Annotated in this window: 20 protein-coding genes; 7 read left to right on the forward strand and 13 right to left on the reverse strand. The window is 60.3% G+C overall.

Annotation, left to right across the window (positions count from 1 at the left end):
• Positions 1-19: 19 nt before the first annotated feature.
• The 3 genes from ACYQ12_RS11610 to ACYQ12_RS11620 form a co-directional block, all read right to left on the reverse strand.
• Positions 20-1,318: an Nramp family divalent metal transporter gene (locus tag ACYQ12_RS11610; RefSeq protein WP_459871758.1), complete on the reverse strand. Its 1,299-nt coding sequence runs from the start codon at positions 1,316-1,318 to the stop codon at positions 20-22.
• A gap of 178 nt (positions 1,319-1,496) precedes the next feature.
• On the reverse strand, positions 1,497-2,003 hold the full coding sequence (locus ACYQ12_RS11615) for a Mut7-C RNAse domain-containing protein (RefSeq protein ID WP_459871761.1): 507 nt from the start codon (positions 2,001-2,003) through the stop codon (positions 1,497-1,499).
• A 98-nt stretch (positions 2,004-2,101) separates the two neighbouring features.
• Positions 2,102-2,569 (reverse strand): tellurite resistance TerB family protein, encoded by a 468-nt coding sequence (locus tag ACYQ12_RS11620; protein WP_459871764.1) that lies wholly within the window; start codon positions 2,567-2,569, stop codon positions 2,102-2,104.
• 247 nt (positions 2,570-2,816) lie between these two features.
• Here ACYQ12_RS11620 and ACYQ12_RS11625 point away from each other — a divergent pair, with 247 nt between their 5' ends.
• A complete protein-coding gene (locus ACYQ12_RS11625; RefSeq protein ID WP_459871767.1) occupies positions 2,817-3,809 on the forward strand; it encodes an FAD:protein FMN transferase in 993 nt (330 codons plus the stop codon).
• Positions 3,810-3,839: 30 nt separating this feature from the next.
• Here the strand turns inward: ACYQ12_RS11625 and ACYQ12_RS11630 are convergent, their stop codons facing one another.
• Positions 3,840-5,531, reverse strand: coding sequence for a methyl-accepting chemotaxis protein (locus ACYQ12_RS11630; protein WP_459871770.1), 1,692 nt, complete (start codon positions 5,529-5,531; stop codon positions 3,840-3,842).
• 534 nt (positions 5,532-6,065) lie between these two features.
• On the opposite strand from ACYQ12_RS11630, the gene ACYQ12_RS11635 reads away from it, so the two are divergent.
• Complete coding sequence (locus ACYQ12_RS11635; RefSeq protein ID WP_459871772.1) at positions 6,066-7,004, forward strand: YihY/virulence factor BrkB family protein; 939 nt, start codon at positions 6,066-6,068, stop codon at positions 7,002-7,004.
• Between the two features lie 45 nt (positions 7,005-7,049).
• Here the strand turns inward: ACYQ12_RS11635 and ACYQ12_RS11640 are convergent, their stop codons facing one another.
• Complete coding sequence (locus ACYQ12_RS11640) at positions 7,050-7,451, reverse strand: PaaI family thioesterase (RefSeq protein WP_459871774.1); 402 nt, start codon at positions 7,449-7,451, stop codon at positions 7,050-7,052.
• Positions 7,452-7,544: 93 nt separating this feature from the next.
• Positions 7,545-8,174: an exopolysaccharide biosynthesis protein gene (locus ACYQ12_RS11645; protein WP_459871777.1), complete on the reverse strand. Its 630-nt coding sequence runs from the start codon at positions 8,172-8,174 to the stop codon at positions 7,545-7,547.
• 187 nt (positions 8,175-8,361) lie between these two features.
• On the opposite strand from ACYQ12_RS11645, the gene ACYQ12_RS11650 reads away from it, so the two are divergent.
• Positions 8,362-8,949 carry a hypothetical protein gene (locus ACYQ12_RS11650; RefSeq protein ID WP_459871779.1) on the forward strand — a complete coding sequence of 196 codons (588 nt, stop codon included), beginning with the start codon at positions 8,362-8,364 and terminating at the stop codon, positions 8,947-8,949.
• Between the two features lie 126 nt (positions 8,950-9,075).
• Here ACYQ12_RS11650 and ACYQ12_RS11655 read toward each other — a convergent pair whose 3' ends face one another.
• On the reverse strand, positions 9,076-9,354 hold the full coding sequence (locus ACYQ12_RS11655) for a peptidylprolyl isomerase (RefSeq protein WP_459871781.1): 279 nt from the start codon (positions 9,352-9,354) through the stop codon (positions 9,076-9,078).
• A gap of 195 nt (positions 9,355-9,549) precedes the next feature.
• Between ACYQ12_RS11655 and ACYQ12_RS11660 the strand changes: the two genes are divergently transcribed.
• Positions 9,550-10,170, forward strand: coding sequence for a rhomboid family intramembrane serine protease (locus tag ACYQ12_RS11660; RefSeq protein ID WP_459871784.1), 621 nt, complete (start codon positions 9,550-9,552; stop codon positions 10,168-10,170).
• A 46-nt stretch (positions 10,171-10,216) separates the two neighbouring features.
• Here the strand turns inward: ACYQ12_RS11660 and ACYQ12_RS11665 are convergent, their stop codons facing one another.
• From ACYQ12_RS11665 to ACYQ12_RS11685, 5 genes are all read right to left on the reverse strand, one after another.
• Positions 10,217-11,035: an alpha/beta fold hydrolase gene (locus tag ACYQ12_RS11665; protein WP_459871787.1), complete on the reverse strand. Its 819-nt coding sequence runs from the start codon at positions 11,033-11,035 to the stop codon at positions 10,217-10,219.
• Positions 11,035-11,709, reverse strand: coding sequence for a hypothetical protein (locus tag ACYQ12_RS11670; protein ID WP_459871789.1), 675 nt, complete (start codon positions 11,707-11,709; stop codon positions 11,035-11,037). The genes ACYQ12_RS11665 and ACYQ12_RS11670 overlap by 1 nt, the downstream gene beginning before the upstream one ends.
• 63 nt (positions 11,710-11,772) lie before the next feature.
• Positions 11,773-12,201 carry a pyrimidine dimer DNA glycosylase/endonuclease V gene (locus ACYQ12_RS11675; RefSeq protein WP_459871792.1) on the reverse strand — a complete coding sequence of 143 codons (429 nt, stop codon included), beginning with the start codon at positions 12,199-12,201 and terminating at the stop codon, positions 11,773-11,775.
• 38 nt (positions 12,202-12,239) lie between these two features.
• Positions 12,240-12,782: a DUF421 domain-containing protein gene (locus ACYQ12_RS11680; RefSeq protein WP_459871795.1), complete on the reverse strand. Its 543-nt coding sequence runs from the start codon at positions 12,780-12,782 to the stop codon at positions 12,240-12,242.
• Between the two features lie 431 nt (positions 12,783-13,213).
• Positions 13,214-15,565 (reverse strand): DNA polymerase II, encoded by a 2,352-nt coding sequence (locus ACYQ12_RS11685; RefSeq protein WP_459871798.1) that lies wholly within the window; start codon positions 15,563-15,565, stop codon positions 13,214-13,216.
• Between the two features lie 408 nt (positions 15,566-15,973).
• Between ACYQ12_RS11685 and ACYQ12_RS11690 the strand changes: the two genes are divergently transcribed.
• Positions 15,974-17,179: a saccharopine dehydrogenase family protein gene (locus tag ACYQ12_RS11690; protein ID WP_459871801.1), complete on the forward strand. Its 1,206-nt coding sequence runs from the start codon at positions 15,974-15,976 to the stop codon at positions 17,177-17,179.
• A complete protein-coding gene (gene nspC / locus ACYQ12_RS11695; RefSeq protein WP_459871803.1) occupies positions 17,179-18,366 on the forward strand; it encodes a carboxynorspermidine decarboxylase in 1,188 nt (395 codons plus the stop codon). Before ACYQ12_RS11690 ends, nspC begins: the two co-directional genes overlap by 1 nt.
• Before the next feature lie 88 nt (positions 18,367-18,454).
• On the opposite strand, the gene ACYQ12_RS11700 is transcribed toward nspC, so the two are convergent.
• The gene (locus ACYQ12_RS11700; protein WP_459871806.1) at positions 18,455-19,189 is read right to left on the reverse strand and encodes a carbon-nitrogen hydrolase family protein; all 735 of its coding nucleotides are present in this window, start codon (positions 19,187-19,189) and stop codon (positions 18,455-18,457) included.
• 315 nt (positions 19,190-19,504) lie between these two features.
• Between ACYQ12_RS11700 and metG the strand changes: the two genes are divergently transcribed.
• A complete protein-coding gene (metG, locus tag ACYQ12_RS11705) occupies positions 19,505-21,547 on the forward strand; it encodes a methionine--tRNA ligase (protein WP_459871808.1) in 2,043 nt (680 codons plus the stop codon).
• Positions 21,548-21,699 lie beyond the last annotated feature (152 nt).

A 21,699-nucleotide genomic window follows, 5' to 3' on the forward strand; every position in this document is an offset into this window, starting at 1 on the left:
ATGTGAACGGGAGCGACGGTCACCATCCCGTCATCAGCAGATAGAGATCCAGGACCACCACCAGAGCGGTGGCGCCAATCGCCACCGCCTTGAACGTGCCACGCAGGCGTAGCGGTCCCATCAGCTCGCGATGCATGGATAGCCAGACCAGCGGCACCAGGGCGAAAGGCAACGCCAGACTCAGGATCACCTGACTCCATACCAGCAGGGTATCCGGACGGGTGCCGGCCTGAGTGGTCATCACCAGAAAGGCCAGTGACACCGCGATGACACGCGTCACGATGCCGCGCATCCACATCGAACCGGTCCGGCCATGAAAGCCCCGGGTCAGCATGCCGCCCGCCACCACTCCCGTGATGGCCGAGCTCTGTCCTGCGGCGTAGAGCGCCACGGCAAACAGCAGCGCGGCGATCGCGCCCAGAGACAGGCCGATGGCCTGATGGGCCCCTTCCAGACTGGTGATGGCGACGTCCAGTCCCGACAGCGACGCACCGGAGACGATCAGAATCGCGGCATTCACGAACAGCGCAATCGTCAACGCCATGACGGTATCTCCGGTGGCCAGGCGCAATGCCTGGCCATGCTGCCTTGCCGGTAGCGCGCGCCGACGTTCGGCGATCAGGCCCGAATGCAAGTACAGGTTATGCGGCATCACCGTCGCCCCGAGAATCCCCAGGGCAATGACCAGCGCATCCGGCTTGACAAGCGTGGCGGGCGACTGGAGCACGTCGCTCCACATTTCCCCCACCTGAGGGTGCGAACGCACCAGCAGGACCAGAAAGGCAAGAGCCACCACCCCCAGCAGCGCATTGACGATACGTTCATGCCACGCGTGATTGGGCCCCGACAACATCAGTACCAGCAATGTACCCGCCGCGGTGATCAAAAGTCCCAACGACATGGGCAGATCGAACAGCAGCTCGAGGGCGACCGCACCGCCGACGAGTTCCGCCAGCGCCGTGGCGAGAATCGCCGCTTCGCCGGCAATCCAGGCGACCCGAGCGACGACACCCGGCAGCATGCGGCGCGTCAACTGGGCAAGATCTTCCCCCGTGGCCATGGCCAGGCGTACCGACAGTATCTGAAACAGCATTCCCAGCAGGCTGGCGACAATGACCACGGACAGTAGCGAGTAATGATACTTGGACCCTGCCGCAATGTCGGTCGCCCAGTTGCCCGGGTCCATGTAGCCGACCGCCACCAGCAGACCAGGACCCAGCAGGCGCTTGAGTAGAAACTGCAGTGAAACGGCCGGGCCATTGGCAGCAGACAGATCCTGCCCTTTCTCTGCCAAGGCAGGTTCCGAGGATTCGGACATTCGAGACTCCAAAAGCGCAACGAATACGGTGCCGAAGGCTTATCTTCAAGCTTCGGTAGCCGAGAAAGACAGCATGATATTGTCAACGCCTTTCATAGCCTCGTCTATACCTTGCCGTTCGGCAAGTAGCATAGCTAGATAACGGTATAATAAGAAAAGGACATCACTTCGACATGGCTCAGTCGCTCTTCCCGAGCCGTTCGGGTCCAAGCCAGCCGGGAAAGGCGTCTTCCAGGGTGGTGCGCATACGCCACGCATGGGAACCGGGCCAATAGACGCGTCCGCATCCCGGGCAACGCGTCACTGTCCCGGGAAGGCTACGCGCACGTTGCGGGACAAAGGCGGCGATCTCCTCCGCGCTGGCCTCACGTACCAGGGTGTTGCACACCAGACAGCGGGTAAAGAGCCTGGCGGGTGGAGTGAGTCGACAAGTCTCGATGACCTCTCGCAGTTGCGCGAGCGGGGCATCGCAAGTGATCAACAGCGACCGCGCGGGACGCAAATAGGCCACGAGATGCCGGTCGCGCGTCAGAAGTGTCCGCACTTCGGCATCGGCCAGTTCGACCAGCCCATGGTCGTCACACGTGACACCATAGACGGTATCGAACCCCAGCACGCGTAGCCAACGCGCCAGGCGGCCCAGCATCTCGTCCGCCAGAAAACGCGGGGGCGTCCGGCAATCCATTTTCTCTCCATTCGCTGGAAGCGCTTCGCGTTGTCCCGTCACTGCAACCGGGACGACTCAGACAGCGCCCTGCCGGTATCCTTTAATTGCTTTGACGCTTAATTGCTTTGACGCTGCTCATCGCTCTGGACCTGGAGCTTGCAGCGGATGAAGTCGCTGTGGCTGACGAAGAGCAGATCCGCCAGCTTGCGGATGCGATGCTCCTCGTAGGCATCCAATTGTTGATCGGCATAGGCCAGCCGCCACATGAGCTCCACCAGCGCGACCTTGTCATCATAGTCGTAACGCTCGTTGATGAGATGCACGAACTGGAAATGATCCACCGCCTGGTCGGCCTCCTGCTCGGCCAGAGTCATCAGCTCCTCCACCTCGTCAGGGTCCAGCGAGAAGCGCGCCTGCAACATTTTCCGCAACGCCTTAAGCTCACTCGGGTCGGTGTGGTAATCGGCACGCACGATCTCGCAGAGCAGAGCCGCCGTCGCCAGCTCCAGGGTTATCGCCCGGTTCTCCGTGGCCCCGGGCCCTGCCAACCGGCGATTGAAGAACTGTTGTATGGCCTCGAGCATGACACGTCCTCACGTGGGATTATGTTTCATTACGACAACGCATACGCGAAAGGTTCGCGCCGTATCATCATCTGCCTCGGCACCGCCAGCTCATGGGCAGGGAAAGCGCGTAAAAGCGATGGCTTGCACGGCTTGCGATATACTGTGGACCCCGCTAGCGACTCACCTGAAAAGACACCTCATGCCTTGCTTTCCTCGTACGTTTCTAATGCGCCATATCAGCCTCCTCGGCATGGCATGCCTCGCCATGTTGCTGACCGCCTGTGGGCGACACGTTCCCGAACTTCACCGAATACAGGGCGAAGCCCAAGGCACCAGCTATCACGTCAGTTACTGGAGTGAGGATGATCTCGACGACGCTGCGCTGGCCGAGGCTTTTGCTGCCACGCTCAAGGAAATCGATGCCTCGTTGTCGACCTATCGCACCGACTCATGGCTGGCCCGCTTCAACCAGAGCCAGAGCACTGCATGGCAGAAGGCGCCCCGGGAGGTCATTGATCTCATGGGTATCGCAGACGATGTGCACCGGCAGTCCCATGGCTGCTATGACCCGACCATTGCACCGCTTTTCGAACTATGGGGATTTCAGAACGACCGTTTTCAAGTCCCGGCTAACGAGACATTGACTCGCATGCTCGAGCGCGTTGGGTTCGAGCATCTGCATGTCGACACAGCCCATGGACGTATCCGCAAGGATCTGCCCGGTCTCTCCATCGATTTCTCCTCGATGGGCGAAGGCTACACGATCCGCCGTCTCGCCGACGTCCTCGAAGCCCAGGGCATCATTCACTATCTGATCGAGTTTGGCGGGGATCTCTATGCACGGGGCCATAAGCCCGACGGCAGCCATTGGCGTATCGCCATCATGGCGCCCGAGCCGGGCCAGATGCGTGCCCAGAAGTTCGTCACGCTCACGGCCGAGAAGGGAATATCACTGGACACGTCCGGCACCTACCGGCGTTTTTTCACCGACAACGGTCAAAGTTACGGTCATATCATCGATGCGCGCAGCGGTCACCCTGTGACGCACGATCTGGTTTCCGTCTCGGTATTCGGCACGACACCTCCCGTCAGTGACGCTTGGGCTACCGCCATGCTCTGTCTCGGGCAGCAGGAAGGCATGCAAGTCGCCAAAGCATTGCAGCTACCCGTTTACTTCATCGAAAAGCAGGGCTCCGACTTGAGGATCAGTCAGAGCCCTGCGCTTGAACGCTCAGTGCATGTCAGTATCGACGAGTGAGGAGACGCTTTCTTACATCAGGCCGAAGCCTTAGAACTCCGCCCACTCCTCCTGTTTCTGCGGCGTCCTCCGACCCCGCCCGGCGGGCTTCTGGTGGCTGGTGGCGGGCGGGGCACTGATCACCGCTCGTGGTGTCGTCGCGACACGCTCCTGAATTCCATGGCCTTCAGCGAGCCGGAAGAAGCGCATCGCCTCCTCGAGACGCTCCGCCTGCTCCTCGAGCGAGGTGGCTGCGGCTGAGGCCTCCTGGACCAGTGAAGCGTTCTGCTGAGTCACCTGGTCCATCTGCGACACGGCCTGGTGAACCTGATCGATACCCGCGCTCTGCTCCTGAGAGGCGGCGGAAATCTCGTCGATGATGTCCGACACTCGCTTCACCGAGGCCATCACGTCGCGCATCGTGGAGCCCGCATCTTCCACCAGCGTCGCACCCTGATGGATCTGCGAGGCGGACGCCTCGATCAGGCTCTTGATCTCTTTGGCCGCCTCGGCGCTACGACTGGCCAGGATGCGGACTTCGCCCGCCACCACCGCGAAACCGCGGCCCTGTTCGCCGGCACGCGCTGCCTCGACCGACGCATTGAGCGCCAGGATGTTGGTCTGGAAAGCGATCGAATCGATCATGCCGATGATATCGGCAATCTTCTTCGAGCTGTCCGAGATGCCATGCATGGTGGTGATGACCTGCTCCACGACTTGACCGCCACGCCCGGCCGTGGTCGAGGCATCATTGGCCAGGGAACTGGCCTGGCGGGCATTGTCGGCGTTCTGCTTCACGGTAGCGGTGAGTTGCTCCATGCTGGCGGCCGTCTCCTCGAGGGACGCTGCCTGCTGCTCGGTGCGCGAGGAGAGGTCGATGTTACCGCTGGCGATCTCGCGGGTACCGACATGGATCGAACTGCTGCTGTCGCGAACCGTGGCCACGGTCCGGGTCAGGCCGCTCTGCATATGCTGCATGGCGGCAAACAGCTTGCCGATCTCATTCTTGCCGCGATCGGCGATCGGACGCGCCAGATCCCCTTGGGCCATATGCTCGAAGTGCTCGACGGCATCGTTGAGCGGATGGATCATGACACGCATCATCGCGACTCGCATCAGGATCACGATCGCCGCCGCGACAAGGATGACCACGAGCCCGATAACTTCGAAGAGCGCCATATCGCGTTCAAAATCCGCTACTAGGATATCGCCGCGCTCATCGGCATAGTCGATGAATGCCTGCGTGGCCTGCTTGAATTTCTCCTTATCAGCCTCGACCTGCGACTGAAGCGCGTGAAACCCCTCGATGTCGTTGCGTGACAGCGCCTGGCGCTGGGCTTCGATAGTGGCCATCAAGGGCTGATAGGTAGCCTGAATGGCCTCGGCGAACGGCTTTCCCCGCTCTGTCTTGGGCGTAACAATATACTGCTCGTAACGCTGCTGGGCCCGTTGCTGGGCGGCCTGCGATTCAGTGAAATACGCCTGAGCGTCCTGATCACGGCCTTCATTCCGGTAATCCACGTATCGCTCGAGATGCAGTTGCGCATCCGTGATGTGCGCCCGGGTCAGATTGACGGAGTTGAGCTGCTCGACATTGACGTTATCCAGAAGCGCGAGGGTACGAGTGCCCAGGCTACTGGCAGCGTAACCCAGTCCTCCCACCAGCACGATCAAGATTGTAAATAGCGCCAGTACCCCGGTCAGGTTGGCACTGATGGACAAGTTACGCAGTACACGATTCATAGATATCCCCACTTTATCGGCTTTCACAAGCCGATACTTGGCTGTCGGTCGACTTTATCGCTCCGTGAGCCGCTCCCTCCGGAGCTTGCTACAAGGCTGAGCTGACAAACCCGAGATGCAGGTAATGGATACGGTCCAATGCGAGGGGCCTTATCGTTATTTTATGTACCGTTGGGCATTACCAGAGTCACACGGAGGTCACGCTTATCAGGTACGCTCGCCCCGTAGTAGCGTTATCGGCACCAGATGCAGGGACTAAAACCATTTAAACTTATGCATTAAACGATTATTAAACGAATTTATACGCCACTTTGACTCAATCTTGCCGTGCACTTGTCTTTTGTTTTCCAAATCAATGAGTAAGTCGGCTAGACCGACAGCATCGCAGGCCCCTCCATCTTCCCGACAGGCCAAACAGGTGCCATGATTCGTTGCCGCATGGGCTGAGCTGCATGAGCAGGATCACATGAGCAGAGTCGTTCAGGCTCGGTAGACGTTGCGGGAGGCATGTCTGAAGCATGAATAAGGAGCCGTATGAGCGAAGACAGACATGGCCGACAGGGTGTTGGCAAGGTCATTGGGCATCTACCGCGATTCGCGCTACGCGTGGTGGGAAGATTTCTCGGCAATCACGGCATTCTGCTTGCCGGCGGCGTCGGGTATAACGTCCTGCTCTCGGTCGTGCCGCTATTCGCCATTATCTGCGTCATCCTCACGCAAGTGGTCGACGAACAGCGTCTGCTGGGCATCATCGCCATTCAGGCGCGGCACCTGGCGCCCGCCCACGCCGACCTGCTACTGGATGCGGTGCGCACGCTGGTGGACTCCTCCGATGTAATCGGCCTCGTCGGCGCGCTGGCGCTGCTGTTCTTCAGCTCCTTTGCCTTTCGCATGCTCGAGGACTCGATCGCGATCATCTTCCACCGGCTGGACACACCCACGCCACGCAGCTTCTGGATATCCGCGCTTCTGCCTTACGCCTTCATGCTGGTATTAGGCGTGGCGTTGTTGTTGCTGACCATTCTCGTGGCCATGGCCAACGCCTTCAACGACACGCTGGTTGCCCTGTTCGGCGCTCAGCTGTCGCTTGCGGGTACCTCCAAGTTCATCCTCAACCTGATCAGTTTCATCGGCATGTTCGGTCTGTTCAGCGCCATCTATAAAGTGCTGCCGGTCGCGCGTATCAACCTGAAGCGGGCCTTGGTAGGCGGCTTTGTCGCCGCGACACTCTGGGAAGGCGTACGGCTGTTTCTGGTGTACTACTTTGCCAACATCTCGTTGGTCAACGCCGTGTATGGCTCGCTGGCGACGATTATCGTGCTGCTGCTGAGTCTCGAGATCGGTGCAGTCATCCTGTTGTTGGGCGCCCAAGTCATCGCCGAACTGGAATGCAGCGCCAGGTTGGGAATCCCCTGGTACCGGGATCCTGCCCGCACCACACCTCCCATGCCTGACAACCTGTCCCGCCCATGAACAGCCAGACCGTAGACCTGGATCATCAGCTTCCGTATTTCTCCATTAGCGGGCGAGTTCGATGATGCTCTTCGTCACACGGGCAGAAGCGACCGGCCTGTCCGCGACTTCAGCCACGACATCAATGAAGCACAGGCTTCTACCCTGCCTGACGATGCGGGACGTCACGACCACGGTTTCCCCCCGCTTCACGGCCCGCATCACCGAGACATGCAGGTCGTGCGTGACCGCCTCCTGCTCGGTGGGGAGCGCGCTCAGAAGCCCTGCGTAGGCGCAGACGTCGCATAATGTATAAAGAACCCCGCCGTGCAGAACGCCGGCGGGATTGATGGCGTTTTCCGTCACTTCAAAGGTCAGCCTGCCTTGCCCATCGTTGGATTCGAGTGAAGTGACGCCCAGGTATTGATGCAGAGGAAGGTCGAATACCGCTTTGATCCTTGGGTGCATAGGGTTTCCATGGCTTTCGGTCAACGGACCGCGAGGCACCCATCGGGGCTACTCGAGGCCGATCATAGAGGTTCAGGACGAGGTCGGGTTCGATCAGATCAGCATATAAATCACGAAGCCGAACGTCATTACCGTAGACAGGATCGCGAGCAGCGCCATCAGACCATCGTTGGCGATCAACGCGAGCCCGAAGACGGTGAGCGCCACTCCCGCCCCGTTGGCACTGAACGGAACGAACTCCATCAAAGGCATGGCCAGGGCGATGACTGCACAAATACCTGCGGTGACGTAGGTGCCGATATCGTGAGTGAAGAAGGTCAGCCGAGGACGCAGGGGACGATCGATAAAACGTGCCGGAGGCCGCATCCAGTGCAGCGCCTTGTCAAGCTTGTCATGATCAACGGAGCGCTTGAGCAGCCATTGCGGCAACCAGAAATGATCGCGGCGCAGCAAGAGCTGTCCCGCAACCAGTATGACCAGCATTGCCATCAATGTCGGGACGCCAGGGATATCGCCAACGAGGGGCATCATGATGATCACTCCCGCCAGCAGCAGCAGGGGGCCGAAGGAGCGCCGACCGATCATGCCGATGATATCCTCCATGGTGACCTGCCTGCCGCCATGCCCGGCTCTGCCGATCTGATCCAGCAACTGCTCCAGGTTCTTTATGTCCTGAGGCTCCCTGTCCTGAGACGCTTCATCCTTTCCCTGCCGCTCACCCATAAGCTGCCAGGCTCCTTGATTTTTCGTCCGAGTCGACAGGCCAGTATAGTCAACCGTAGAACAGTCGCCCTGACCGTAAAAATGTTCTGCCTCATACTTGTTTCAGGGGAGATAGGGATTCCCATTGACAGTGCTTGCCAGCAACGTAAGCTCTGACGAATACAATAAGTAACAGTGAGTGATGCACATGCAACCTAAGAAATGGGATGTATGGATTGTGCTGGTATGGGTACTGGCGACTCTTTCGGCATTGTGCGCCACCTTCATCATCATCCGTCACGGCGTGGTCAAGCTTCCCGCAGCCTCCTCGTCCAGTGGTTCTTCGGGTAATAGCTACAACTACTTCATCATCATCGGCTCGATTGGCCTGGCGCTTGCCATCATCCTGCTGGCCATCATCAGCTCGATGATCAATGATGACTTCAAGAGCGTGGTGAATCTCTACAACAGACTCAAGAGCGATAGCGCCCCGTCTTCCCTCCTCCAGAACGGCGAAAAGTCGGACAGAGACGCCCCCAATACCCAGCTCGCACTCAAGGTGCTGCGAATGAGCTATAACAGTCCCTTGCGGGGCCACATTTCAGAGAAGGCGGTGATTTACAATATCAATCGTCAGCACGTCACCACGGCGGCCGAAGCCAACCGTGCCCTGGTGAAGGGCAATAACGAGATATTGTGGAAGGACACCCGAGGCAGGCTCCAGACCTCGATCATCGAGATCAACGAGAACGATCTGCGAGCCCATTTCGAACAGCGCTATCGTCCCCCTGACTAGCATCGTCTCGCCACGGGCAAGATCACGTCAGCGCCATTCATCCAGCCCCGGCTTCCGAGTAACAAGGCTGACAAATGAATAAGCCGCGATACGGCACCCGATCGCGGCTCTGAACACACGAGGCGGTTATGACCGGCTGGTCACTTCCAGAAGGTGGTAGCCGAACTGGGTCTTCACCGGCCCCTGCACGGTATTCACATCGGCACTGAACACGACTTTATCGAATTCAGGCACCATCTGCCCCGGACCAAACGAACCTAGATCACCACCGTTACGGCCTGACGGGCAGGTAGAATGCTGCTTGGCCACTTCCGCGAAATCGCATCCGCCTTCGATTTCGGCCCTCAGGGCCTCACATTGCTCCTGGCTATTCACCAGGATATGCCGCGCTGTTGCTTGTGCCATCGTCGTACTCCTTGAGTTCGTGGCCGAAACGGCCAGTCACGCATCCTGACGCCAGGATATCAGGCTGGCAAGTCCTGCCATGAATCAAGCGCTTCGAGAGGCCCCGTTGATCGATTCATGTCATCTGACAAGACCCCGCGTCCTCGCTCTGGCACCATGTCGTTAACGGAAGCCTGATTTCAGCGGAGACCTGACATGATGAACCTCGCCCAGACACCCTTCACCCTGCTACTGCTGATCGCCAACGTGATCATCAGCCTGTATGCCCTGAAGCGCGGGGCTCGCTTGGTGAGCCGTCTGGCCCTCAGCCCCGAACGGGTCCTGCGCCATGGCGAGATCTATCGCCTGGTCACCGCCGGCTTCGTGCATGCCGATGGTGCCCACCTGCTGGTCAACATGATCACGCTCTACTTCTTCGGGCCATGGATGGAGATCCTGCTGGGGCCGGTCGGTTTCCTGGTTCTCTATTTCGGCTCCGAACTGGCCGCGCACGGACTGTCGTTGATCATCCAGCGCGGCAACCCCCGCTACTCGGCGGTCGGCGCCTCGGGTGCCATCAGTGGCGTGCTGTTCGCGTTCTGTCTCTACCAACCCTTTCAGCTCCTTTACCTCTTCTTCATGATCCCCATCCCCGCCATCGTCTTCGCGATCGGCTTCGTGGCGATTTCCATGTACGCCATGAAGAACCGCGGCTCGACCCAGACCGGCGGCCTGGCGCACGAAGCTCACCTGGGAGGCGCCTTGGGCGGCGTGGTGATCGCTATCCTGCTCGACCCGGCGGCCCTGACGATGTTCCTGCGTCAATTGGGGGGATGAGGGCCCGAAGGATGGCAATACCGGAGAACACCTTCGACAGGGCGAATCAGTCGTCTGGCGCAATTTCTGCGTAGGTTTCATAAAGAAAGGGCCGGATCGCAGCGCTCAACCGTTCGGCGGCGCTGTAGTTCACGTTATGCCCCCAGGCGGGGATTACGGCGACCCGATCCGTCCGTAGCAGTCGAGCCATCCGGTCGAGCCAACGCTGCGACGCGATCAGATCCCGCCCGCCGCGTACCAGCATGACCGGCTGCATCAGCTCCGCCAGCTTGGTCTCGACCGGGTCTTTCATCATCGCGCGGGCCTCGGGCAGCAACCGTGGCCCCATACGGGCATAATCCCGGATGAAATGGCGAATCAATGTCGGCCGCTCGAAGGAACACGCCACCACGGCACGCAGGAACTGGGCCGGCAGTCCATGTACCGCAGGATCTCGCGTCGGCCCGATCAGGACCAGCCGCTCGATTCGCGCAGGCTGACGAAGTGCGGCTTCCACCACGGTCTGACAGCCCAGCGAATGCCCCACCAGCATCGCTCGCTCGATTCCCATGGCTTCCAGCCAGCCGAGCAGCGCCCCGGCAAGCCCTGCGATATCCAGGGCCTGCGAGGGAGTGCCGCTTTTGCCATGGCCCGGCAGATCAGGGGCGTAGACGTCGAAATCCCTTCCCAGTCGCTCAAGGGTCGGCCCGAAATAGGCGCCCGACACCCCCAGGCCATGAACCAGGACAACGGGAAGCGTCCTGCGCCCGGCTGTCTTGACGTAACGTGCGTACAGGGCGCAGCCATCGACGCTGACCACCTGCTCCTGCAGGCGCTCCCGGGCATATCGCCCAGTGTCTCCAAGAGACTTATCCCGTCTCATCATCAGGCCCGAGTCGCTCCGGATTCGGCCAGCGATATCGACAGCAGCCAACGGTAGATACGCTCATCGGCGTAGGCCCGCCGGGCCGAGCCGACATGATCCTCGCCCTCATCCAGGTAGAGGCGCTCGCCCTCCTCCTCCGGCATGGAACCCACTGCCTGCAGACCCAGCGAGCGGACGAACCCGCTCTTGTTCCTGCGTGCCGCCTCACCGAAAGAGAGCCAGACCGGGCATCTCGGGTCCTCTCGAGGTACCCGCGTGGGATCCACCGGCCATAGTGCCGCCCACGTCCCGGGCTGCGCGATAGCCAGATCGAACACGCCGTTGCCCCCGAAACTGAAACCGCTCAGATAGGTCTGCTGCGGGTTGCCGTCATGCTGCTCGTGCAGGCGTCGTACAAGGTCTTGCACCTCGGCGGCATGGCGATGCCAGTGATCTCCCGCAGCGGGCAACTGAGGCGCCACCAGAATGAACGCTTCACGTGCCAGAGATGCGCTTGCTGATGACAGAGGGCCATGCCGGGTCAGAGCGGCCTGGATATCCAGCGGCGCGGCTTCATCGTAACCGTGAAGGAAGCACAGCACCGGCCACCCCGACGCAGGTGCCGCTGCCGAAGGCACCGAGAAGAGCGTTCTCAGCGATGGCTCCTCAATGAGCCGCAGGCCTGAATCATCCATGTCTCATCCTCTGTTGACCAGCACACCGGAGTGGATCGATACACCGGAGCCCGACGATTTCGGTTACACCACCTCCCAGTCTTCGACGCCGCCCTCCACTTGATCGAAAAGCGGGTGCAGTTCGACCTTCTCCACACCGTTCAATTGTTGATACAGCGCCGGGCTCCTCACTTCCAGCTTGTTCAGCAGATGGCGAAACTCATACGCCAGCTGCCCATGGGTCACCGGCAGTTTTCCCCGCAGGTTCTCCTCGACTATCTTGCTTCTATCGAAGTTGTATCCCCTGCGCTCGGCTTCATCGACCACACCGCTCAGATAACTGGCAATTGCCCCCACGGGATGCTCCGCCTGTTTAAAACGCGCCAGTTGGGGGTGATTGCGATAGCCTCGCGTCTGCCCCAACAACACTTTCTGCGCCAGGAGCCCTTCTCTCCAGAGCGCCAGCAACCCCTTGGTATCCAGATAACGCGGATGCAGTGACCAAATCCTCATGCTTATCCTTGCGCATTTTCATGTAGACGCCACAGATCTCATTCCGGGCTGACATCGCGTGGCCCGGGTGTCTTGACACCTTCGAGACTCGATCGACCTTTGCCGGCCGCCTGCGGGACCACACTGAACGAACCGTCAGTTTCCAACACGACGGCTTGTACGTCACCCATTGCCGCCGACCCCGAGGCCCGCATCGCCGCACGGACTTCATCCTCGGTCACCCGCGCCCGCTTCAAGGCCGCCGGCAGGTAGCTTCCCTGATAGAACAGCAGCGCAGGCTCTCCCGTGACCACCTGGCGCACCCAAGGGACACGCACGCTGGTCCATGTCACGGCGTATTGCATGCCGATCAGCAGAGCAAAGGCCAGGACGCCCTGCGAAAGTGTCACGTTCTTGCTGAGGATGACCGAGGCCAGCGTCGAACCCAGCGCCACGGTCACCACCAGATCGAAGGCGTTCATCTTGGAGAGGGTGCGCCGCCCCGAGATGCGTAGAAGCACTACCAGGCTGATATAAGCCAGCACCGCCAGCACCCCGGTACGTATCACGGCCTGCCAGTTATCGAAGAAAATCAGATCCAAGCTTGTCTCCTGCTTTCGGTTGGGTATCGGGATAACATCAGCTTAGCGGTCGGGACCGGAAGACGCTGGACAATCCAACGGCGAGAAGAGCCGCGGAGCCCGGCATCGGTTACGACACCGGAGCTGCTGGCTACTCGGCCAGCACCGCCTGGCAAGCCGGCGGCAAGGTACGCGTCGGACTTCTCCGTCGTGGCGCCTCCTGGCAGCGGGCTTATCCTTGTACTTCAGGGCTGCAGCCTAGGCTATGTACGAAAAGTCGGCGAGCGATGGTCAGGCAAGGCAAAAAGCAGCGAAAAGGCGGAGTTTACGAGAGGTAAATGAGCACTTTGAGCTGATTTTTAACGCCGTATGGCCGAGTGTAGGCAGTTTTCGTACAAAGCCTAGTTGCCGCCGCTGCCGGGGTTGCCAGCATGCCGGGAGCGAAGGGCCTGCTAGAACAACCCCAGTTGGCGATCGATCAGCGCCTCGAAGGTATCGCCGACGAACGGCAGGATCGCGTCGGCCACCGGTTGCAACTGGCGGGTCAGGTAGTGGTGATAATCGATCGCTGAGCGCTGCGTTTCCAGCGGCTCAGGCCCCGCCAGCGTCATCACATAGCTGATCCAGCCACCGCTCTGGTATTGTCGCGGCCTGCCCAGCTGGGTGTTGTACTCGTCAGCGAGGCGTGCAGCCCGCACATGGGGCGGTACGTTGCGCTGATAGTCGGCGAGCCTGCGACGCAGTCGCTTGCGGTAGATCAGGCGCTCATCGAACTCCCCGGCCAGGGTGCGATTGACATAGTCGCGCACGAAGTCGCGGTAAGGCTCGTCCAGAAAGATGCGTCGGTAGAGTTCCTGCTGGAAGACCTTGGCCAACGGCGACCAGTCGGCGCGCACCGTCTCCAGCCCCTTGAACAGCAGCCGCTCGTCTCCGTCGCGGTCGATCACCAGCCCGGCATAGCGCTTCTTGCTGCCGGCCTCGGCGCCGCGAATGGTCGGCATCAGAAAGCGCCGGAAATGGGTCTCCAACTGCAGCTCCAGTGCACTCTCCACGCCGTACTCTTGCCGCAGATGTTCACGCCACCAACGGTTGACACGTTCCACCAACTGCTGCCCGATCCTTGCGGCCTCGTCATCTTCATGGCTATGCCCCAGCCACATGAACGTCGAATCGGTATCACCGTAGATAACGGTATACCCATCGGCCTCGATCAACTCGCGGGTCCGCTTCATGATGTCATGGCCGCGCAGCGTAATGGACGACGACAGCCGCGGGTCGAAGAAGCGACAGCCCCAGGCGCCCAGCACGCCGTAGAAAGAGTTCATGATGATCTTCAGGGCTTGGGAGAGCGGAGCGTTGCCATCGCGCTTGGCAGCTTCGCGCCCCTGCCATACCCGTTCCACCATGTCGGGCAGTGCATGGTGTGTCCGCGAGAAGCGCGCCCCACGAAAGCCGGGTACCGTGTCGTCTTCGGGCTCGTGCAGGCCTTGTACCAACCCCACCGGATCGATCAGGAAGGTGCGGATGATCGAGGGGTAAAGGCTCTTGAAATCGAGCACCAGCACCGAATCGTAGAGACCGGGGCGCGAGTCCATCACGAAGCCACCGGGGCTGTTCTCGCCCCACTGCGCCCCCAGGCCAGGAGCGACGAAGCCAAGCCGATGCATACGTGGCAAATACAGATGTGAAAAGGCCGCCACCGAGCCGCCGTTGCGATCGGCCGGCAGGCCGGTCACCGAAGCCCGTTCGAGTAGGAACTCGATCAGTGCGGTCTTCTCGAAGATCCGCGTGACCAGCTCGCAATCCTTGAGGTTGTAGCGAGCCAGGGCCGGCTTGTCTTCGGCGAACATGCGATTGATGTCGTCCATGCGCTGGTAGGGGTTGTCGATGGCCTTGCCCTCGCCCAGCAGCGTCTGCGCGACGTGTTCCAGGCTGAACGACGCAAAGCTCCAGGTCGCCGCACGCAGCGCTTCGATGCCATCAATGATCAGGCGCCCCGGCATCGATGCGAAGAAATGGTTGGCATTACTGCCGTGGGCGCGCCACTCCATCGATTCGCCACCGCGCCCCAGCAGCAGCGGCACGTCCAGCGCCTCGGCATGGCGCTGCAGGACGCGCAGATCGAACTGCACCAGGTTCCAGCCGATGATGGCATCGGGGTCATGGCGGGCCATCCACTCGTTGAGTTGCCGAAGCAAGGCTTCGCGACTCTCGCAGTAATGCAGAGAAAAGCCGAGCTTAGCGTCTTCCAGTCCATTCGCCGGGCCCAGCATGTAGACCTGACGCTGCCCGCAGCCTTCCAGGGCGATGGAGTACAGCTCACCGCGCTCACTGGTTTCGATATCCAGCGAGACCAACTTCAAACGCGGACGATAGTCGGGAGCGGGCTTCAGCTGCCCACCGACCAACCTACCTGCCGCCACTTCCTGTCCGGCAAAGACTACCGGCGCAGTGATGAAGCGTTCCATCAGGTAACGCTCCGGCGGACGAATGTCGGCCTCGTACACGTCGATGCCCGCTTCGCGCAGGCGCCGTTCCAGGTTCATCAACTGGCGGTACTGGCGACAGTAGAGCCCCAGCACAGGGCGATGATGGAAATCGCAGAGTTCCAGCGGACGCAGCTCGGCCTCGCCATTCAAACTCCGCTCGGCCCGGGCGCGCTGCGCTACGGGAACGAACGCTACCGAGGTCTGCACCGGCAGACATACGTAACGCGGACCAGCGTCCGTCGCCAGCCAGAACGTCACCTGGGTGCCTTCTGGAGTATCGCGCCAATGGCGGGTCAGGACGAAGCCTTGCTGCACGGGGATCTTTCTTTGGGGAGTATTATCGACAATGTTACCGGGTATCGAAATGCTTGTCGCAAAACAGGAGCCTTGGCCACTCCCGAGGCCAGGACGATAGCATGAAGAAAGCTGCCGGAAGCCGGCCTCAAGCCGTCGAGCATCGACCCGTCATCATATCTCAACAACGGGTGTTTACATTGTGAGTGAAAAAGACTTGAGCCCTGCCCCCGAGTTGGCCATTATCGGCGCCTTCTTGCCAGGCTCCTCGGGGCCGGGTGAGGCCATGACGGAGTGACATCAGGCCGGATATGCCGCTTGCTGTTCATTACCGACTAGGATGTGTCTGAGAAATCGGCGAGCGCAGCCTGTTCTTGGGCATGGCCTAGACTCGACCACTATTGAATTTTCTGATCTGGAGGCGAACGCATGAGCAAAGCCTTGATTATTGGCGCCGGCGGCGTCGGTGGTGTCGTGACTCACAAGTGCGCGCAGCACCCCGAGGTGTTCCACGAAATCTGTCTAGCCAGTCGCAACGAAGCGAAGTGCAAGGCAATTGCCGAACAGTTGGACCGTCCCATCCAGACCGCGCAGGTGGATGCCGATGACGTCGAGGCGCTGGTGGCGCTGATCGAATCATTCAAGCCGGACGTGCTGATCCATGTGGCCCTGCCCTACCAGGACCTGACCATCATGGAAGCCTGCCTGCGGACCGGCGTGCCCTATCTGGATACTGCCAACTACGAGCATCCCGACGAAGCCAAGTTCGAATACAAGGAACAATGGGCATTTCAGGAGCGCTTCGCCAAGGCCGGCAACATGGCCACCCTGGGCTGCGGTTTCGATCCCGGCATGACCAACATCTACTGCGCCTATGGCCAGAAGAATCTGTTCGACGAGATCCACCGCATCGACATCCTGGATGCCAACGGCGGCGATCACGGCTACCCGTTCGCCACCAACTTCAACCCGGAGATCAACATTCGCGAGATCACCGCGAATGGCCGCTACTGGGAAAAGGGCGAGTGGAAGGAAACCCCACCGCTGGCCGAGAAGCGTAAGTTCAACTTCGACGGTATCGGCGAGAAGGAGATGTATCTGCTCTATCACGAAGAGCTAGAATCGCTGGCCCAGAACATCAAGGGCATCGAGCGGATCCGCTTCTGGATGACCTTCTCCGAGAAGTACATCACGCATCTCAAGGTGCTCGAAAACGTCGGCATGACCAGCATCGAGCCGATCAAGGTCAACGGCTGCGAGATCTCGCCGCTGCAGTTCCTCAAGGCAGTGCTGCCCGACCCGGCGTCGCTCGGCCCGCGCACCAAGGGCAAGACCAACATCGGCGTGATCCTCGACGGCATCAAGGACGGCAAGCGGCGCAAGGTATACATCTATAATATCTGCGACCACGAAGAGAGCTATCGCGAAGTCAAGTCCCAGGCGATCTCCTATACCACCGGTGTGCCTGCCGTCACCGGCGCCATGCTGATGCTCCAGGGCCTCTGGAAGGGCGAAGGCGTGTTCAACGTCGAGCAGCTCGATCCGAACCCGTTCATGGAGCGCATCGGCGACATGGGCCTGCCGTGGCAGATGGTCGAGCTCGATCCCGACGACGATCCGCTGGCGGATTCGTGATGGCGGAAGCGACGTACCCGTTCGACAGCTATCCGTTCGACGCTTACCCCTTTGACATCGGGGCCTGCCCGTCGCCGGCCTATGTGGTCGACGACGCCCTGCTGCGCCGCAATCTCGAGCAGCTGGCCCAGGTTCAGGAAGCCAGCGGGGCGAAGATCCTGCTGGCACTGAAGGGCTTTGCCATGTGGGATACCTTCCCGCTGGTCAGCCAGTATCTGGTGGGCACGACCTCCAGCGGGCAGGATGAAGCACGCCTCGGCTTTGATCACTTCGGCGGCGAGGTCCACGTCTATTCGCCGGCCTTCACCGACCCGGAGATGGAGGTGGTACTGCATTACGCCGACCACTTAAGCTTCAATTCGCCGGGGCAGTGGCAGCATTTTCGTGACAAGGTGTCAGCAGCGCCACGCCAGATCTCCTGCGGGCTGCGGGTCAATCCCGAGCACTCCACGGGCGAGGTCGCCCTCTACGACCCCTGCGCACGCGGCTCACGGCTCGGTACCCGGGCCGTGCACGTCAATGCGGAGGTCCTCGATGGCCTGGACGGACTGCACTTCCATACGCTCTGCGAGCAGAACAGCGACGCGCTGGAAGCCACACTCGAGGTGTTCGAAGCCAGGTTCGGCCAATATTTACCGAACCTGCGCTGGGTGAATTTCGGCGGCGGCCATCACATTACCCGTGCCGATTACGACGTGGAGCGTCTGGTGCGGATAATCCGTGACTTCAAGGCGCGCTATCCGCATCTGGAAGTCTATCTGGAGCCAGGTGAAGCCATCGCCCTGAATACCGGCTATCTGGTGTGCAGCGTGCTGGACATCGTCGACAATGACGGCCCCATCGCCATTCTCGACACCTCCGCCACCGCGCACATGCCGGACGTGCTGGAGATGCCCTACCGGCCCGAGATCCTTGGCGCCGGCATGCCGAACGAGAAGGCTCACACCTACCGCCTGGGTGGCACCACCTGCCTGGCCGGCGACGTGATCGGCGACTACTCGTTCGACAGACCGCTCGCCATCGGCGACCGGCTGGTATTCACCGACATGGCCCACTACACCATGGTCAAGACCACCACCTTCAACGGCATTCGTCTGCCGGCGATCTGCCGGATCGACGAGACCAGCCGCGAGGTGAGAACGGTCAAGACCTTCGGTTACGAGGACTACATGCAGCGCTTGAGTTGAGACAGGGAACGGCCGCTGTCGGGAACGGCAAGCGGCCGCTTCCTGGCTGCCTCGGTCTCGCATGCGGCCTTCACCGGCAAGCCTTACATCATGGCTGATAGTCTAGAATACTTACTGCTTCAGTGAGTGTATCGACCATGACGATTCCCTGCTGGACTTCGTCCAAAGCTCCAGCCAGTTTACCCTGTTGGCTCCAAACCGCTGACCTGCCCGCCCCGATGTAGTCATCACACGGGCCAACGCAATTGGCCATGAGAACCGTCATGGCATGCTTCTCTGCCGCATTGGGATAGTACTCGTACGCCTGAGCCACACCCCGGTCATGCTTTGCAACGCTCGCCAGATAAACGTTAGCGCCGAGTTTCGCGACATTGGCTGCATGGCTTGGCTGAAGAGACTCGTAACAGATGGCAAGAGCCAAAGCATGATTCCCGCAATAAAGAACGGTCTGCTGGTCCCCGGGCGTGAAGAATGGTAGCTCGTCAGGATGTAATTGCTGCTTGGAATATAACTGCCGAGCAGCGTTAGGCGGGAAGAGGAGTATACTGATTCGAGGACGCGCTGGGGCTATCGTAGGGATACCGATCCCAATAGTGATACGGTAAGTGTCGCTCAATTCCTGAAACACATTGAGTCGGGCATCATCTTGGTCCATTGCCAGTTCTTTAGCCAGGCTCGGCTCATAACCCGTCACTGAAAGCTCTGGAAAGAAGATAAAATCGGCATTATATGATACTGCCAGACTTACCAACTCCTGATGCTTAAGTAAATTCTCCTCTATATCACCGGGTACTGACCTACACTGTGCCGCACAGATTTTCATCGCTTCTTTATTCCTCGTGGCGCTTGCAGAAGTCTCGGAGCCAACCTTGTTGCCAAGTCCTGACAATAAGATTCCAAAAAACCGCAAATGAATTAGCCAGTCAATTGCTCATGGATAGTAGTACTGAGCATTTCGCATATTTTCCGTCCAGCATAGAAGCAGTCTGAGCGCCGAACATGAGCGCAATCCAGGCTGCGACGGGTGACGGATGCACCCGGCGGCCAAGCGGGCTACAATCGCCCTTTCGTCCTAGCTCGTGCCCGAGTCCTGGATGACGCCCGAATTCTTCGTTTTCGAACCAGTCACAGAGCCGCCATGCCCACTACCGCCAACGCCCAGCGCAAGATCCTGGTCACCAGTGCCCTGCCCTATGCCAACGGCTCGATTCACCTTGGCCACCTGCTGGAGTACATCCAGACCGACATCTGGGTGCGCTTCCAGAAGAGTCGTGGCAACGCGTGCCATTACGTGTGCGCCGACGATGCCCACGGTACCGCGATCATGCTGCGCGCCGAGCAGGAAGGTATCACCTCGGAGCAGTTGATCGAGCGCGTCTCGCAGGAACACCAGGCGGACTTCGCGCGCTTCGGTGTTGCCTTCGACAACTATCATTCGACCCACTCGGAAGAGAACCGTATACATAGCGAGCGCATCTACACGGCGTTGCGTGATGCCGGTCACATCTCGACCCGCGATATCGAGCAGATGTATGACCCGGTCAAGGGTCTGTTCCTGGCTGACCGTTTCATCAAGGGCACCTGCCCGAAGTGCAAGACGCCGGACCAGTACGGCGACAACTGCGAGGCGTGCGGCGCGACCTATACCCCGGCCGAGCTGATCGATCCGGTCTCGGCGATCTCCGGCGCCACGCCGGAAGTGCGCAGCTCCACCCACTACTTCTTCAAGCTGCCCGATTTCGAGGAATTCCTGCAACGCTGGACTCGCGCCGGCCACGTGCAGCCGCAGATCGCCAACAAGCTTCAGGAATGGTTCGAGGCCGGCCTCAACGAGTGGGACATCTCCCGCGACGCGCCCTACTTCGGCTTCGAGATTCCCGATGCCCCGGGCAAGTACTTCTACGTGTGGCTGGACGCGCCGATCGGCTACCTGGCGAGCTTTCAGAACCTTTGCGAGCGTGAAGACATCGACTTTGACAGTTACTGGCAGAAGGGGTCCGAGGCCGAGGTGTATCACTTCATCGGCAAGGACATCGTCTACTTCCACGCGCTGTTCTGGCCGGCCATGCTCGAAGGCGCCGGCATGCGCACGCCGACCGCCGTCAACTGTCACGGCTTCGTGACCGTCAACGGCGCGAAGATGTCCAAGTCGCGCGGCACCTTCATCAAGGCCCAGACCTACGCCGAGTATCTTAATCCGGAGTACCTGCGCTACTACTTCGCCGCCAAGCTGACCTCGCGCGTCGACGACCTCGATCTCAACCTCGAGGACTTCGCCTTCCGCGTGAATGCGGACCTGGTGGGCAAGGTGGTCAACATCGCCAGCCGCTGCGCCGGGTTCGTCAAGAAGCTCGGCGGCGGCCAGCTCGCCGCGACCTGCGCCGAGCCGGAAATGGTGGCGCGCTTCATCGCCGCCGGCGACGAGATCGCCGAAGACTTCGAGGTACGCGAGTTCGGCCGTGCCATGCGCAAGGTGATGGAACTGGCAGACGAGGCCAACACCTACATTGCCGACAAGGAGCCGTGGGTGCTGGCCAAGCAGGAAGGCCGCGAGCAGGAAGTGCTCGATATCTGCTCGGTGGGGGTCAACCTGTTCCGCCAGTTGATGGTCTACCTAGCGCCGGTAGTGCCGGCCATGGCCGACGAGGCACGCAAGTTCCTCAATCTCGACAGCCTCGACTGGCACACCCGCCACGATGTGCTGGAAAACCACGCCATCGACAAGTTCAAGCCATTGATGACCCGTGTCGAGCGCGACCGGATCGATGCGATGATCGAGGCCTCCAAAGAGGACCTGGCAGAGGAGAAGAAATTGAAAGCGCAAGCCAAGGGCCCGCTGGTCGATACGCCCATTGCCGACGAAATCACCTTCGACGACTTCATCAAGGTCGACCTGCGCGTGGCGCGTATCGCTTCTGCCGAACATGTCGAAGGTGCCGACAAGCTGCTCAAGCTGACCCTGGACCTGGGCGGTGAAACACGAACGGTATTCTCCGGCATCCGCTCCGCCTATGCCCCGGAGGCCCTGGAAGGCCGTCTGACGGTGATGGTCGCCAACCTGGCACCGCGCAAGATGCGCTTCGGCGTCTCCGAGGGCATGGTGCTTGCGGCCGGCAATGACAACGGTATCTATCTGCTGGAGCCCGATTCCGGCGCCGAACCGGGCACACGCGTCACCTGATGCCCGGTTTTTCCTCAGCGAGCGCATCATGCGCTCGCTGTCCTTCCGGCGACCTCGCCGTCCTCCATCATGTTTCTCCCCGCCTTGCCTCGTCTCACCATCATCTCGTATTGGCTGCCTGCCGTGATGCCCGAGGAGGTATCCGACCAAAG

This window comes from Halomonas shantousis, from assembly GCF_054654615.1.